Here is a 16,452-nt window from a genome sequence, read left to right as displayed (position 1 = left end):
GACGATCGCGTAATTCAGCGCTAACGCAAGAATGGTGGCCGCGACGTAGACGGAGTACGAGCCACTACCTATGGCCTTGAACAACGGCACTGCCATTACTGCCAGCAGCGTGCCGCCGAAGTAGTACAGCCGACGAGCTCCAACCCTGTCCGCAATCAATCCGAACATCGGAATGGACAAGGCCATCGCTGCCGCTCCCCACAACAGTGCGCTCAACGCCTCCGACCGCGTGAACTTCAGTTGGTTGACAGCGTAGGTACCGGCGAAACTGATCCGATGGATTTTTCGCCTGAGGCAGTGGACGCGCCGGTGTGAGAGATCAAGCATCCGCCAGGTGCGACCGAACCAGCCATCTTCGTGCTTCGATCACACCATTCATGTGGCCGCGCTGAACCGTCCCGTCAAGCAACCCATAGTCGGGCCGGGGTCGCGGGTTCACGCATTGGTTCGATGAGATGTCTTACAGTGAGCCCTTGCTGCAGCGGGAGTCGCCGCGCGCCTCGACGCCGAGTCTCCCGGAGGCCGCAATCCGGATGCTTGACCCACTTGCCTCGCCACAGCAGCTCACACCGCACGTTGCCAAACCGCAGTATGAGCTGGTTGAGCACGGGGCGATCAGCGAGACCGCCGTGTCGATTGACGCGTCAAGGTCCAAGAACACGGGTTCCGCCTGAATAGCCGCGACGCGGAATTTTGGATGCGTTACGCTCATTCCTATCCTCATAGCAAGTAGTGAGTAGTGAGTTCCCATAGCAGGGAGAAGGTCTCGCTCCGGCTTGACTGTACACCGCACTATTTCTGACTACGCTTGTCTTCCCTGTAGGAACCGCCGCGGTTGCAGCGCTAATGTCTGACGAGCTTATGTTTTGCACAAACTCCACCGCTCAAATCGACCCACTTCTCCACCTAACGCATTGGTCGGAGACTGTCTGCAGTACGTTTGTGCAATTGGAATGTGAGCCCCTGCCGACCAGCGGACGATCGATGGCAGCATCGCTAACACACATCTGCCGACGGTCAGCCTGACAGTAGTGACGTCAACTGCCCAACGCGCCCATCGGACCCCGGCCAAGATCTCTGCACCGGGCAGATACAGCGGGTCACCAAACCATTCACGGGAAATTGAACGGCGTGATGCGCGCCCTCCAGTTTCGCTGAGGTCATTTCACTCGTGCCAACAGTCCACTCGCCGGCGCCACTCTCACCCACACGTGTCGTCGCCGATCAGATCCCCGCTGTACGCCGGTTTGGGCACCACATAGGCCTCAGAATGCAATTTCCACCGCGATCGTGGGGTGTCATACCTCGAAGAGCGGATGACACCCGACGTTCAGCAAGGGTATGTGACTAGAGCCGTCCGGAATCCAGCACAATGTCTTGCATCAATGCCGACGAGTCACGAGACGAGCCCCCCACCCTGAGCACGTACTCGCCTGGATTGATTTGCCACGCATGTTTGCCGGTATTCCACGTTGCAAGTCGCTCGGCAGGAATAGACACGCTGATTTGGCGGGCTTGCCCCGGTGCGAGGGCGACCTTTGCCCATCCAACCAGGCGCTGCGGCGGCTCCCCGATGCCAGTGGGCAACATCGCATAGACCTGCGCTACTTCCGCTCCCGCAAGCGTGCCAGTGTTCTTCACCGTGAAATGCACGCTGACATTGCTCGAGCCATCTGATCGGACTGTAATGGCAGAGTATGCGAAAGTAGTATATGAGAGCCCGAAGCCGAACGGGAACAACGGCTTGATTCCTTTGGCGTCGTACCAGCGATACCCCATCAATAGACCTTCGTCATAGTTGACGTTCAGGTCCGTGTGGCTAACCGAACGCTGTGGAAGGTCGGCATCGCGCTGCGGGAACGTCATCGGCAATTTTCCAGACGGGTTGACGTCGCCGAACAGCACGTCAGCAATAGCTTGACCTCCCTGCACGCCCGGATACCAAGCCTCGAGCACACCTTGAACGTTGTCGAGCCACGGCATTAGCACCGGGCTGCCATTCTCCAATACAACGATCACACGTTTAGCTTTCGCCGCGACGGCCGAGATTAGCGCGTTTTGATCGTATTCCGCACTGATAGGAGTCGACCTCGTATCCGGTAACGAAAGGCTCCCAAGATCGCGAGCCTCGGCCTCCCATTGCGTAGCGAAGACGATCGCAACATCAGCGTTTGCGGCTGCGGTGGCGGCGGCGCTCGCATCCGTTCCGCTATAGTACGTGATCGCTGCATTAGGCGCCTTCGCCTTGATCGCGGCGAGCGGCGACGACTTGTACCAGGTTGCGCACCCACCCATGGCAGTGTTCACGTAGTACTGGCAATTTGCAACCGCGTTACCATTTTCCGCAGGAACCGTGGCCGAGCCACCACCGGAAAGTACACCCGCGTCCGCGTGTCCACCAATAACTACAACCGACGAAATCTTATTCGAAACGAGGGGAAGGACTGCCTGCTGACCGCTCGACGGTTCGACGTTCTTCAGAAGAACGAACGATTGTTGTGCGATTGACAACGCGTCGTTGTTGCCGGCGGATCGATCGATGACGCCCCCCCGTTTGGGTGGATCATCCATAATTCCGGTACTGATCAGCACGTGCAGTTTTCGCTGAACCATGTCATTCAGGCGCGACATCGGCACGGTGCCCGCAGCAACCGCCTCCTTTAGCTTCGAACCGAAATGCGGAATAAAAGCGGGAATCTCCTTCTCTGCTTCGCCGCCCACCTCGCCGGGCTCCTCCTCATCGAGCCCGGCATTGGCAGCATTAACCGTGCTATGCGTCGCACCCCAATCGGACTGAACGACACCCACGAAGCCCCACTCCTTTTTCAAGACCGTGGTGAGCAGGTACGGATTTTCGCACGCGTATGTACCATTCACGAGATTGTACGAGCACATCACGTTGCCCGGCGTACCCTCCTTCACTGCGATCTCGAAGGCAAGCAGCTCCGTCTCGCGCATCGTGCGCTCATCGACAACTGAGTTGCTTTTTATGCGATTCGTTTCTTGGTCGTTCAACGCATAGTGCTTGATCGTGCCGATGACTTTGTGCGACTGGATACCCTTCGTTAGCGAGGCGACCATTCTCCCGGATAGCAAAGGATCCTCGCCCATATATTCGAATGTTCTGCCATTGCGTGGTTCGCGCGTAAGATTAATGCCACCAGAGAGAGATTCTGCGAAGCCAAGCGTCCGGAGTTCGATCGCGATACGGCCGCCATAAAGGGCAGCGACCTTTGGATCCCAACTCGCAGCGAGCGCCACCGGTGCCGGAAGTGCGGTCGCGTTTGTCTGTTTAACCGTCACTCCAGCGGGGCCATCAGCACTCTCAATCGGTGGAATGCCCAATCTCGGGATTCCGGGAATATAGCTCTCCCCATTAACGCCTAACGGAAAGGGACCGCCGATGCGTTGGGCCGGTACGCCGTTGCCGTGAACAAGCTGAACCTTTTCATCAAGCGTCATCTGTGAAACGAGTGCAGATACTCGCGCGTCGACATCGGCGTTGGTTGAAGTTGGCTCGGAATGAGATCCCGATGCGCACGATGCAAGGAATACTACAAAAGGGCAAATCCCCGCTATCGCTGTATGCCGCAGCACTATATTCAAGTCAATTCTCCGCTCTCAAAACAACCTATTTTCTCTGGAAGTCGGTCGAAGACGGTTACGTACGTCACGCGATCCTTTCGCAACGCTCGCAGACATCCCGAGGGACGGCCCAACAAGAAACCTGCACAGTATCGATGCTGAGCACCCATATCCCCCCCGCAAGGTGCCTGCATATGCTCGACTGCCCGAAGTCAACGATTTCAGCATTCGCATTGCGCCCCTACTGCCCTATTGCGACCGCGTAAAGCGAGTCTCGCTTCGGTAGGACATACTTCGAGCCAATCCCAACCCCGGTTACGAATCCTTTAGGATGCGTGCGAACAGGAACCGTTCGTGCGGACCTATTCCATCTGCGCGATTCCATACTTGTATGGCGTACACGACTCACCGACGATTCCAGCTAGGGCCAAGTTGGCCGCGATCTTAACGACTTTACGGTAATTCCATAAATGCTCCGTAGTTCAAAACGACGCAGCGATAGCACCAAATCTTCAATTCCTTTCGTCAGATGTAATATGGATACGGAATTACATAATTAACCTCGTGTAGTAACAGATACATCAACACTGTGAAGTCTCAGCCGAATATCAGATAGCCAGGAAGCCGCGCCCTACCGAAGGCCACAAGCTTCGCGCTATTGGAACCACAGCGGCGATCAGCACGACGTCCTTGTTTGTGACTCGGGATGCTCGATGCATTCCGCTTATTTCGCACCTCAGTTGCAAGGAGTGAGATCGCATCGTAAACAGCCGAATTTCTTGCGGCTTGACTGTGTGTCGCGCCGCTCTTGACTGAATTCGTCATGGCCTGAAGTGTTACTCCTACTTACTTACTGCGGAAAATTTGTGCGACACGCATGATCTCCAATTTTCATGGTGCACTCTGCGCCTGAAATGGAAGAGCCACTATGGGCCTCGTTCGTCACTGGTCGAAGATCAGAAGCACCATGAAACGCCGGCCCCCTCATCCCCAAGCAAGGTCTTGAGTGACATGTCACTGACCGCACTACTACGTCGAGTCAAAAGCAATCAGCGACGCCCCTGGACACGACGCAACCTCCCATGGTTGTCGTTCCGGCTTTCGGCATCCCCCGTATCGACGCAACGCGGTCAATGCGAACCGCGCCTACGCCGCATGCGACTGCCGTGTTGTCGAATGAATGCCCAATGAACACTCCCAATTGGACGTTCAAAGCGGCATCAGCACGTAGCCTTGGGATTCGAGCGTCGTCACCGTCGTCAAGCCGGACAGCGCGAGCGTCACATCTGGCGTGATCGCGTCGTAGCCGAAGTGCTGCTCGGCCACCGCCTGCGCACACACGGCGACCGTCACCCCAGCCTTCTTCAGTTCGGCGATCAGCGGTAGGTTGGGGTTCGGCACGCCGTATGCCGTACGGTAGTGCGCATCGTCAAGCGCAAGCGGCGTCGCGGGGCCGTAAACGATCGCGACGAACTTCAAGCGCGAAAGCGGGACGCCGGCTGCAACGTACAAGTTCACGGTGCGCGCGACGCGATCCAACGCGGGATTCACCTCGGCCGGCTTCATCCCTCCCTTCGTCAACGCGAAGACGATCTGGTACGTATGGTCCGCCTGTGGCCTGAACCCCGCATTGGGCAGGAAGTGGATCCGGCCATAGCCCTGAATCACCGGCGTGGTCCAGAAGCCCTCCCGTTCGCTCTGCTGCGCGCGGGCAGCAAGCGAGACGCCGGCGGCGCAGATCAGCGCGGCGACCGCGACTGGCTTGACGATCTTCATTGCATCTCCATAGTGTTAAGTGTGAACAACTGCGGATCGACGAGCATAGTCCTGCGACGTAAATCGCGTGTACAAGCAATTTTATCGAGTACAGCCATCACGCTGCGCGTGCGTGAACGGCGGTCGTCGCACTGCCCACGACGCACCGTGTTTACCTTATGGAATACCAACTACATAAAGGAGAATATGTTTCCAGATGTAGTAGGAACGACGCAACGAATTAGCCGTTCCGATCTAGTCACGCTGCACTGTTCAATGAACATTCTCCCGCATCACAAGTTTGCTGGTTACAGACGTCACTCCCGGCACCTTTTCTGCAACCATTTTTGCCAAGTCATCTTGGTGTCGTTCACGAATGAAACCAGCAAGGGTCACTTCCCCGGTTGCAGCATTGCCGAAGACGGAGATGTCTGAACCGGTCAATCCTTTTTCTCTATTGAGCGCCTGAAGCACTTTTCTTGAAAACTGCCGGTTTGCTGCTTTTTCAGCTTTCCGTGAGGCACGCGATGTTGGCGCAACAAGCGTCGAACTATGCGCGCCTGCGGCTGGAGCGGTCGATTGTGACTGTGCGTATACGCCAGACGAAATCAAAGAAAAGATAACGTAACTCACAATTCGAAGACTATGTTTCATCTAACCATGCTCCTAATAAATTGCAAATGGCTAACTATCGTTCCAATATTGAAGTCGGCGCACACCGAACCACCGTCATCCAAAATGGTTCGAAATTGGTTGCATCAAACCAACGACCACCCATCAGCATTCTGTCGCTATACTTTACATTCAAAGCAGCAGCATTAACTCAAACCTATGAAAGCCGCTGTCTCGCTCCCAGAGTGTTATCGACAATTTTCCGGACAGATTCACGCCTTATGCGTACTGGTAGACGACTTGTCAGCTTGTCATCGTCGTTCTCCTTGTCTAGAAGTGTCCAAACAAAGATAAAAAATTAGAACTGGTGCTGGACTCCCAGCACAACCGCAAGCTGTCTGCGGGTACTTGAAGGTGAGAGATTTAAGATCTGAGCATTGGCGTTTCGACCTTTTTGCCCGACCGCAATGGCATAAATAAACGTTCTCTTCGAGAGTAGATATTGGCCGCCAATATTAATTTGGTCCCAGCCAGGATTGCGAATGTTCGATGGAACTCCGGAATAAGTACCATTCGTATGAATGTATGCTAACTGCGTGCTCAAATAAGGGGCAATTTGCCACTGGAGATAGGCTAAGTAGTTATCGAGGGTAAGCCCCGATCCGTCGAGATATTTATATTGCACTTTTGAATACAAACCATCAATAGTTACATGGCCAATGCGATACGATGTACCGGCCAGCCAAATCCTCTGCCGCGCGACGCTCGCATGATTAACGACGCTCTGTGCAAACATGAGAGTGCCATAGTCATCAGCCGTCCCACCTCCTGCTGTTCCGACCGCGCCCGCCGGTTGGGAATCGGGATGATCGAGCTGTTCAACTCCCAACGAAGCCGAAAACGGCCCATAGGCATATGTCGCGCCAGTGGACATTTGCCGGTTATTTTTGAATTGGCCTGCTTCATTGCTGAATCCATATGTAGCTCCCAATTGCAATCCGGCCCAATTCGGACTCAAATACTTGACTGCGTTACTGACTTTAAACGATCCGTTCGTATTATCAGAATCTCCAACATGTGCCCATGTGTTGCTAACTGCATATATATAGAGCAAATCGAGAGTTGTATCATACTGACGACCTAACGACAGGGTACCATAGCGGGTATTGCTCAATCCGACATAGGCAACGTTAAACGCGCGCCCTGTGTTACGGCCATTCTGTACGCTGAATGGATTAATCAAACGAAAAACTGCCCTCGTCCCTCCGCCCAAATCTTCTGTGCCCGACAGAATCCACCGAGTAGGAGTAAGAAGACCGTTGATTGTTGACCAACTCGCGTGACCGCCATTATTGTTAGAATACATTATGCCAGTATCAATAACTCCCGATAGCGTCACGCTGCTCTGCGCCTCTGCAATACCCGACCATGCCACAATGGCCGCAACTAAAGTGACGTTTGCCGCAAAGATTTTTGACGCTGACATACCAGTTCTCCAAGTCGTTTTATATAAATAATCGACCGCCGCATTTAAATCTATATGTACGTGGTCGATAATTCGGATATCTAATTATTAAAATGTAATTCTTTTTTTACGGTCTCCGATCTTCAGGTTATCTTAAGCTCGCCAGCATATCGGAATACTTTTCTGCCTTCGTAGTATTACCGGCTAACTCAGCACTCCGAGCCGCCCCAAGAACCGCACGACGAAGATTCGGCTCATGCTCCAGAACCGTCTCAAACTCCGCTAGTGCATCGGCCGGTTTTCCAGAATTCATCAGCAAGGTAGCTAGCATTTCCCGAGCGGAAACGATCTCTCCTGCAGTTACCGCGCTTTTGTCGGTTGCGCCTTGGCGATCCGCCGCATCTTCTAGTACCATTATTCCTTCGTTATGCTTTCCATCTGCGAAGATAGCAAGGCCACGTACGACTTCGGCTTGAATATCGATCTGCTCTGCCCAGTAAGGCAAATTCATTGCGGTGGCTGAGTCACGAAGCGAAATCATTCGTGCCACTTCTACGCGAGCCTTAGTTGGATCACCACTCATCGCTGCACCAATACCACGTGCAAAGGCGTTCTCTGCCTCCGCTTCTGGATATTTCTTCCAAGGATACGCATCGGCAGCCGGATCAAGCGGGAGGTTCGCTGCGTCCTTCCACGAATCAGTCGCGATTGCGATACGGGCAGGGACGGCAGCATAAGGGTAAGCCGCACCTAGATCGTCGACAATTGGTCTTGCACGCATTTGTGCAAGTACTTCACGCGCAGCATCAACCTTTCCCAATTGAAGATATGCGTACGCCATAAAGTCGGAAAAGTGGAATGCCTGTAAAGTCCCACTTCTTGCGGCCGCATATGCGGCACGATTCGACGCAATCGACTCATCCCAGAGGCCCAACCGCGTAAAGATATGCGACGGCATATGCAAAGCATGCGGCGCATCAGGCGCGATCTTTGCGTAGAGCCTCGCGGCGGTCAATCCACGCTCTGCGAGTGACGGATAGTCGTAGCTATGGATCAGATAATGAAGCACTCCCGGATGATATGGCTGCTTAGCTCGAACGGACTCGAGAATCGAAGCTGCCTTTAGCTCCCGAACGTATTGCTTATCCGCAGGATCGGAATTTGCGGACAGTATCATCGCGTAAAGAACGGATGCCTCGGAGTCCTCTGGATATTTGCTTGCCAGTTTTTCAAAGGCCGACTCAAGGGCCAGTGCGCGCACATGCCGGTCGACTTTGTCTCCATTATTGAAGAATACTGAGAGAGCATCGACATAATCGCGCTCACGCTGGGATTTAAGCCCCGTCTTTCGGGCCTCGTTTAGCGCAGAAGGTCCATCTTTCATGGCACTGGCTGGCAGACTCGCAGGCCAACCGAATGGGTTGTTTAGTGCCGCCATTGCGCGCACCCAGTACGCCATTCCGCATTTAGGGTCATCCTGAAGAATGCGATTAACAGCCGAATTTATTTTGCTCCAATCATAGGAATAGTAGTAAGCCATTGCTACATTGAAGTCATTTTGCGCAGCACTATTACACTCCACTCTAAAGTGGACATCCCCGATGCCACCATCATTTGCGACAGAATTTTGTGCAAATACCGATTGCGCCGCGCCCAATGCCATGACGGCGAGCATAGCTTGCAAACACTTCCGCTTCAGCAGCATGCGATTCTCCATATCAATCTCGCGGTTACTTATAGTTCTTGTCTTCGCTATTGTTAAACTTGAACTTTAATGTCCTCGGACGAATCGTTTGCCTTGCTCTGGTCGATCGATTCCGGTGATGAGGACGCAGTCGCGTCAAACTGTGATTCCTGTGTAAAGATGACACGGCTACCTGGAGTCCGATTCAGCACTAGGCGCGTCACGTCAGGACGTGAGTAATGTCCGGCAGGGTCTGCTGCTGCTTTAGCCAACGAAATTAACCCAAGGTCAATCTCCGCGTAGACGATTCCCTCCTCGCGCTCAGGCAATGGATCATGCAGCAGGGTTCCGTCTGGGCCGAAAATGGAAGTAAACCCACCACCCTGTTGAAGCAATTGACGTTTGGTCGGATCATCGCCGCACAGCGTGTCAATCATTTCGCTACTGACGACCGAACACGGGGCAATGACGAAACACTGCCCTTCGACCGCATAGATTCGAGAGGCAGAGACGTTCACCTCCGGGCCCAAAGCATTAGCCGCACCGCGATAGAGCGAGAAGCTCGGCCACCCCGCAATATGCACTTGCTCGTCTTGGGCATACATCGCGTATTTGGACAGTGGCTGGAGGTGCTCCCAGCAACACAGTGCGCCAACACGACCCAATGGCGTGGCCCAAACCGTCAAGTCCGTACCATCACCCTCGCCATATACGGTACGCTCAACGTGTGTTGGCTTGAGTTTTCGTCGACGTGCAATCGTTCGACCGTCAGCGCCAATGATCCACTGCCCAAGATACAGACTCCCACCTTGCTTCTCGCTGTGCCCCATCACCACCATGATGGAATGCTTTTTCGCAGCTTGCGCGATACGCTCCGCCTCGGGAGAATCGTAGATCAGCGAATTGTCGTGGTAACGCTGAATGAACTGCATGCCCCACGCCGGAGAATCCAACCAGATAAACCACGGGTAGCCAGGCAACCAGGCCTCTCCGAACGCCACGAGATCTGCCCCTTTGGAGGCAGCTTCGGCAATCAACGCGACGGCCTTGTCGATGGACGCGTTTAGGTCAAGAAATACTGGCGCCGCTTGGATAGCTGCGGCGCGAAATTTTGGATGCGCTAAACTCATGATGTGTCTCGCAAGTCAGGAGCCTTCATGGTAGGAAGGCAATATTCTTGCGGCTTGACTGGGCGTCGCACCTCTCTTGACTGAAACCGTCAACGCCGGCAGCGTTCGCCCGACTTGCTTTATCTGAGCAATTTGCGCTAAATGAGAACATGTTCCGTGTACATTCCACCGCACAAGTCGATCCCCGCCTCCGCTTAGCGTATTGGTCTGATGTCGTCTGCGATGCCTTCGTACAACTCGAATGCGAAGTTGTGGAAGGGAAGCCCATCGAAGGAAGCGTCGCCAGCACACAAGTGGCCACTCTTTGTCTGACAAAAGTGTCGGCAAGTGCACAGCGCGTGCATCGCACGCCCGCAAAGATTTCTCAGTCGAGCGAAGACTATTTTCTCGTGAGCATTCAAACCCACGGACGAGGCGGTTTAGTGCAGGATGGCCGGGAAGCTGTTCTCACTCCGGGAGATTTCGCGCTTTACGACAGCACCCGCCCGTATACCCTGTTTTTTGAGGCCGACTTCCAGCAATACGTACTCATGTTGCCCGGACGGCTGCTGCGAACAGAATTTCCCAGCGCAAGCAATCTGACCGCCAGCACTATTGATGGTCAACGTGGCGCGGGACATTTAATGCTTAACTTGATCCATACTCTGGCGAGTGACATCGACACACTAGCCCCTGAGTCCGCGAGCGCAATTGCAGACAGCGTTAGGCAAATTCTGATCGCCGGTCTGTCTACACTTCCTGCAGCCAAACAGGCACCGATGTCGCAACTCCGACTATTCCATCTGGAGCGCGTAAAATCCCTTGTACGCAATAGACTTCGAGACCCGACCCTCACAATCTCGTCAATTGCTGCAGAATTGAAAATGTCGGCCAGCACCCTGCATCGTACCTGGGGCCGTGAGTCGTGCTCGCTGGGCGATTGGATTTGGACGCAGCGTCTGGATGCAGCCTACCGAGATATCTGCGATCCGAGCCTGGCCGGGCGCAGTATCAGTGAGATTGCATTCTCATGGGGCTTCAATGATCCAGCGCACTTTAGTAGAGCTTTCCGCGCTCGATTTGGATGCACACCTCGGGAGCTTCGACCACATCCGGTAGCAGGGCGACGCGAAGCATAGTTGCGAAGCTTCCTGCTCAATTGGCAACGAGGATTCTTTTCGAATGTCTCTCCTGTCTCCGCCAGTCATGGTACTGCGCGATTGATCTGAAGCACCTCGATGCCTGTCGCGGCCTGCTTTAATTAGGCAACCACGTCACCTCAAAAAGCGAGCACGTCAGGACGATGTTCGACATAGCTCGAGATGAGTACGGCACAAAAGCACTGCACGAGAGAGGTGGCCGCAGTTATGAAGTCGAAGCCAGAATTTACGGAATCTCTCACGATTAGCGATACGGTAGCCGCACGCCCCACTGGGCTCAACCGACTGTCCGTAATAGCAATAATCGCTGCGTCCTGCTTTAGACTGTATCGCACGATTTCTGCGATTTCCTGCGCGCATGGGCTTACTGATATCACTACGACTAGATCGCCAGCCCGGACAGCTCGCGCTTGATCAACAGTGAGGCTCTCGAAAGCCCCCAGATGCCCAACGCGCTTGCCGGCTTGCCGAAGTGCGTGTTCCAAATGTACCGCGACCGGGAAGGCGCGATTTGCGCCGGCAATCCAGACAATTTCGGCGCGCTCAAGCATATTGACCGCCCGCGCGAATTCGGGCCGATTCAGCGTTCGCCGTAGATTCTGCAAACCCATAATACTGCGAACAAGATGTGCGTCCGCGAACTGCCAATGCTCCCCGCTCAGAGCGTCTGGCTCATTGTCACTAGACCCGGATTGAGATCCTACTGAAACATCCTGAACGTGCGTGCCTCGGAACAGCGCCCGCATATCTGAATAGCCGGAAAAGCCAAAATAGTGTGCAAAGCGCACGACCGCGGAGGGATGGACACCGCAGTGCTGGGCAAACATCCGTATGCCCATATGGCCGAGTTCTTCGCGATTTTGGTCGACGGACTGGGCGATCAATTTTAGACGACCACTTATCCCGTCGTATTCTTGCGCTATGCGTCTCAGGAACTGTTCTCTCGTTCTCGGCGGAGTTGCGATGACTTTCATAGGGGATGCGCCATAGACACCATCACGGAAGCGTGCGTTTCCACAACACGCCACACTGTCCAACCGCGGCGTCCGGAAACACCTTCGGCAGGAGACCCGGCGCACTTCCGTGAAACGCGCCCCGGCTCGCGGTGCACTCTCCACGGCCCGGTATGCCGTACTCGTCGTCGCGGCGGCATAGCATTTTCGCAACAATCCCCCCGCACGCTGACATATGAGAGCGGGATGCAGATGAAGCGGCTCCGGACCGCGGTTGACCGCAAATCGGGTCGCGCCTAGACCTGTCCGTCTTTCGCTGACGATGTTTTTGTATAGCTGCGCCCCCCCCGGGAAAGGCGTCAAGCGCGCATCCCACGTAGCGTCCGCTTGCATTGATTCGCCTCCTCTACAATATCGCCGCCTTGGGGTGATTCCCAGCGGCTTTTTGGTGTAGACGCGCTTTCCAGCGCGCAGTGCAGCCGAGGTCAACGGATCATGCGCCTGCGGTACGATCAGGTTCAGCACAATGTCGATATCGGCGTCGGCGAGCAGCTCGTTGGCGTTCGCATGAGAGCGCGTAATCCTGTTGCGGCGTGCCTTCTCAATGGACCGTGTAGGGTCACTTCCTGTACAACGGAGTACGTTCACGATTGGATGCTTTTCCACATTATCGAAATAAACCTCGCTGATATCGCCGATAGCCACAACTCCTACGTTGACGCTGCTCATGGGGTCTATCGTGACTGCCGACGGGTCAATCCGGCGCTACGAACCAGCTCTTCGCCGCGGAACTTATTCGTTCCGCGGCAGCGCTTCACGCAACGTAAAAATCAGAACTGCGTCGCAATACCGGCAAAGACTCCGAACTGTCCGTGCCCGTAGTTGGGATTGGTACTCGACGGATTTCCGTTGACGGGATCGTTGTTCACGTTCGCGCCATACAGACCACCGTTCAATCCGAGGTTCGAAGTCGAACTGTTGTGCAAATAACCGACTTCGCTATACAGACGCGTGCGCTTTGAAAGCAGGTACTGCCCTGAGAGCGTGTACATCGTCGCGTTGCCGTTGCCCTTGTTGGCATTGGCGTGATAGATCGCGCCCGTCACGTAGGTCGCCGGCGTAACGGCCCATTGTGCGCCCACCCACCCACTATCGACGGCAGTGGGCAGCCCAACGCCCGCAGGCAGCGCCGTTGGCGTGCTCGTGCCGAAGTATCCCGCATCGGACGCATCCGGCGCGCTGAGGTGCTGATAGCCCGCGTACACGGTAACAGGACCCCATATGTACGAGCCGGCAGCAAAGATGGAGCGTGATGCAAGATAGACATTGCTGAACTTACCGTTGCCATCTCGAATTTCGTCGTAAATGGCCTGCAAGTCGAGTTGGTGTGCGTTGTATTCCAGCTTCACGCCGTCGGAACGACCCTGCGAACTGCCGAGCCCCGTGGAGGTACCCAGTTGTCCCGGCGCGGTCCCGGGATTCCCCGCATTCCACGTGGTCGAATTGGTCAGGTTGTACTGCGCCTGAACTGTGAAGCCGCCAAAGCTTGGCGTCTTGTACTCGATGCCGTTGGCAGTTTGCGGAAACATGCGCCCGCGCACCAGCGTGCCGAACGAGTATTTTTGCGTCTGCTGCGGATCGAGCACGCCCGCATACTGGAGCAGCGCGCTCGCACCGAAGTTACCGAGCCGGAACGAGCCGTACGCATCATTGCTCATACCGACCGTTGCTTGTCCTTCAAAGAGCGACCCGTTGGCAACCGAGCCGTTCTGCGTATTGAGCCGAGACTCCAGCGTGAAGTTCACCGACGTACCCGCGCCGATGTCCTCCTTGCCCTTCAGGCCGAACCGCGATTCGCCCCAGTTTCCCGATTCAGCGGATACGCGGTTGCCGTGCGCAAAACCTGTTTCATATTGCAGCCCGTTGTCGACAATACCGTACAGGGTGACGCTGCTTTGCGCATTCGCCGCCGCGGCCAAACCCATCGTCAACGAGACAGTCACAAGACGTTTCATTCTCTCCTCCATTTATCGATCGTGGTGACGGTTTGCTTTCTTTTATATTCGTACTACGAATTATATTCGCCTGCACAACGTTGCCGCGACGCAAAACGAAGCGGCAACGAATGAACGTCGCCTACTTCAGGTACGAGGCGACGTTGTCCTGGGTGACGGACTCGAACGGCACGATCACTTCCGGCGGCGGCGTCTTGCCACCCTTGATCGTTTCGATCACCTGATACGCGGCGACCGCCTGTCCCTTTGCATTCTGGAAAATCGTCTGCGACATGTCTCCTGCGTGGATGGCGTGGAGCGCGTCGGCCGTGCCATCGACACCCGAGATCATGACGCCTTTCAATCGCCCGGCGGTCTTCAACGCTTCGAGTGCGCCAAGCGCCATCTGGTCGTTCGCAGCGATGACCGCGTCGAATTTCTGGTAACGCTCAACCCAGTCCTCGGTTACTTTCATGCCTTGGGCGCGGTCGTAATCCGCGGGCAGGTTCGAGAGGATTTTCACATCCGGGCGCTTTGCCAGCGTTTGCGTGAACCCGGCGAGACGCTCCTTCGAGTGGTAGAGTCCGGGCGTGCCTTGCAGGTACAGGATCTGTGCATTCTTCGGCAGTTTGGCGTCCATGAATTCACCCTGCAGGCGCCCAGCATCGAAATTCTTCGAGCCGACGAAGGTATATTTGCCGCCGGCTGACTGAATGCCAAGCGCAATGACGGGAATGCCCGCCTTGTTCGCCCGTTCGACGCCCGGAACGATGCCTTGATAGTCGACCGGGACGATGACGATCGCGCTGACCTTCTGCGCAATGAAATTGTCGATCTGGTCGAGTTGCCGACTGACGTCACCGTTCGCATCGGTATAGATGACGCTCAGGTCCGGGTCAGCCTTGACCGCGTTACCGAACGCGGTCTTTCGGGTCATCGTGAATACGTCGGTGTCGGCGAGATTGGTGTAGCCAACCACAAACTTCTTTCCCGCCGCGGCGGCGCCGCCCGCCATGACCATCAATCCCACTGCGACTGCGGCGATTCGTTTCCATGCCTTCATGTGCTCCTCCTGGTGTCTGACCGGTTTCTCACTACGTTGTGACTGCTGGAATGCGAAACTTTGAACCGTCTCTCAGGTTGCTTGCGGCTTTCTTTTCGAGCCGCTGTTCTTCGTCTTCACGTCGAGAATGACGGCGACGGCGATGATCAACCCCTTGGCAATCTGCTGCCAGTAGGAACTCACGTTCAGAAGATTGAGAATGTTGTTGATGACGCCGATGATCAGCGAGCCAATCATCGAGCCCATGATCGTTCCCGTGCCACCCATCAGGCTCGTGCCGCCCACCACGACCGCGGTGATCGCATCGAACTCGTAACCGACACCGCCTGCGGGCTGCCCCGAATTGATGCGCGACATCAGCACGATGCCGGCAACGGCCGTGAGAATGCCGCTGTAGATGAACGCGGTCATCGTGACCTTTCGCGTGTTGATGCCTGAAGCGAGCGCGGCCTTGCTATTGCCACCCGTGGCGTAGACATAGCGGCCGAATTTTGTGCGGTTCAACAGGACCCACGAGACCAGCAGGACGGCAATGAGAATCAGCACCGAGATCGGGATGGGGCCCACGGAACCCTGGCCGATCACACCGAAGTTCCCGAGATCGCTCACCGGCACCCCGCCCGTGTAAAGCAGGACGCCTCCCCGTGCGACGGTGGTCATCGCGAGCGTCGTGATGAACGACGGAATGCCAAATTGCGTGACGACGAAGCCATTGACGAAGCCAACGACGATACCCATCGCAATGCCTGCCGCCACGGCGAGCGCAATGCTTCCGGTTGCGGACATCACGCTTGCGGCGATGGTGCCCGTCAACGCGACCACCGCGCCAAGCGAAACGTCGATCTGACCGAGAATGATGATGAACGTGACCCCGCTGGCCAGGAGGCTCACGACCACCACCTGCCGCAAAACGTTCGTCAGATTCGATACGGTCAGAAACGCATCGCTCACGAAGGACGCGAGAACGACGATGCCAATAAAGATCAGTACCGTTCCGTACTTCCTGTAGATCGCCGCGAGACTTGCGCCCTTGATTCTCGATATCGCGCTTTCACGCGGCGACATGGCTTTT

At 55.4% G+C, this 16,452-nt stretch carries 11 protein-coding genes; 1 reads left to right on the top strand and 10 read right to left on the bottom strand.

Translation table 11 applies throughout. The features are described from left to right. Positions 1-1,347 precede the first annotated feature (1,347 nt). The 6 genes from U5A58_RS34400 to U5A58_RS34375 form a co-directional block, all read right to left on the bottom strand. Positions 1,348-3,462 (bottom strand): glycoside hydrolase family 3 C-terminal domain-containing protein, encoded by a 2,115-nt coding sequence (locus tag U5A58_RS34400; RefSeq protein ID WP_321964723.1) that lies wholly within the window; start codon positions 3,460-3,462, stop codon positions 1,348-1,350. A 1,332-nt stretch (positions 3,463-4,794) separates the two neighbouring features. Continuing rightward, entirely contained in the window at positions 4,795-5,361 is a 567-nt protein-coding gene (locus U5A58_RS34395) for a DsrE family protein (RefSeq protein ID WP_321938074.1), read from the bottom strand. A 252-nt stretch (positions 5,362-5,613) separates the two neighbouring features. Continuing rightward, on the bottom strand, positions 5,614-5,994 hold the full coding sequence (locus U5A58_RS34390) for a BON domain-containing protein (RefSeq protein ID WP_321949252.1): 381 nt from the start codon (positions 5,992-5,994) through the stop codon (positions 5,614-5,616). Between the two features lie 316 nt (positions 5,995-6,310). Beyond that, positions 6,311-7,438: a porin gene (locus U5A58_RS34385; RefSeq protein WP_321964722.1), complete on the bottom strand. Its 1,128-nt coding sequence runs from the start codon at positions 7,436-7,438 to the stop codon at positions 6,311-6,313. A 127-nt stretch (positions 7,439-7,565) separates the two neighbouring features. Beyond that, positions 7,566-9,122, bottom strand: a complete 1,557-nt coding sequence (locus tag U5A58_RS34380; protein WP_321938068.1) for a tetratricopeptide repeat protein — start codon at positions 9,120-9,122, stop codon at positions 7,566-7,568. A 53-nt stretch (positions 9,123-9,175) separates the two neighbouring features. Next, entirely contained in the window at positions 9,176-10,231 is a 1,056-nt protein-coding gene (locus U5A58_RS34375) for a carbon-nitrogen hydrolase family protein (protein WP_321949251.1), read from the bottom strand. 149 nt (positions 10,232-10,380) lie between these two features. Here U5A58_RS34375 and U5A58_RS34370 point away from each other — a divergent pair, with 149 nt between their 5' ends. Beyond that, complete coding sequence (locus U5A58_RS34370) at positions 10,381-11,349, top strand: helix-turn-helix domain-containing protein (protein WP_321938065.1); 969 nt, start codon at positions 10,381-10,383, stop codon at positions 11,347-11,349. Between the two features lie 140 nt (positions 11,350-11,489). On the opposite strand, the gene U5A58_RS34365 is transcribed toward U5A58_RS34370, so the two are convergent. From U5A58_RS34365 to U5A58_RS34350, 4 genes are all read right to left on the bottom strand, one after another. After that, on the bottom strand, positions 11,490-13,052 hold the full coding sequence (locus tag U5A58_RS34365) for an SIS domain-containing protein (protein WP_321964721.1): 1,563 nt from the start codon (positions 13,050-13,052) through the stop codon (positions 11,490-11,492). Between the two features lie 101 nt (positions 13,053-13,153). After that, positions 13,154-14,338, bottom strand: a complete 1,185-nt coding sequence (locus U5A58_RS34360) for a porin (protein WP_321938058.1) — start codon at positions 14,336-14,338, stop codon at positions 13,154-13,156. A gap of 121 nt (positions 14,339-14,459) precedes the next feature. Next, positions 14,460-15,380 (bottom strand): sugar ABC transporter substrate-binding protein, encoded by a 921-nt coding sequence (locus U5A58_RS34355; RefSeq protein ID WP_321915968.1) that lies wholly within the window; start codon positions 15,378-15,380, stop codon positions 14,460-14,462. A gap of 72 nt (positions 15,381-15,452) precedes the next feature. Continuing rightward, on the bottom strand, positions 15,453-16,445 hold the full coding sequence (locus U5A58_RS34350) for an ABC transporter permease (RefSeq protein WP_321915967.1): 993 nt from the start codon (positions 16,443-16,445) through the stop codon (positions 15,453-15,455). Between the last annotated feature and the right edge of the window lie 7 nt (positions 16,446-16,452).

This window comes from Paraburkholderia sp. J7, assembly GCF_905220155.1.
GTDB lineage: Bacteria > Pseudomonadota > Gammaproteobacteria > Burkholderiales > Burkholderiaceae > Paraburkholderia.
Note: the sequence above shows the minus strand (reverse complement) of the source record. Positions and strands in the feature narration are given on the sequence as shown.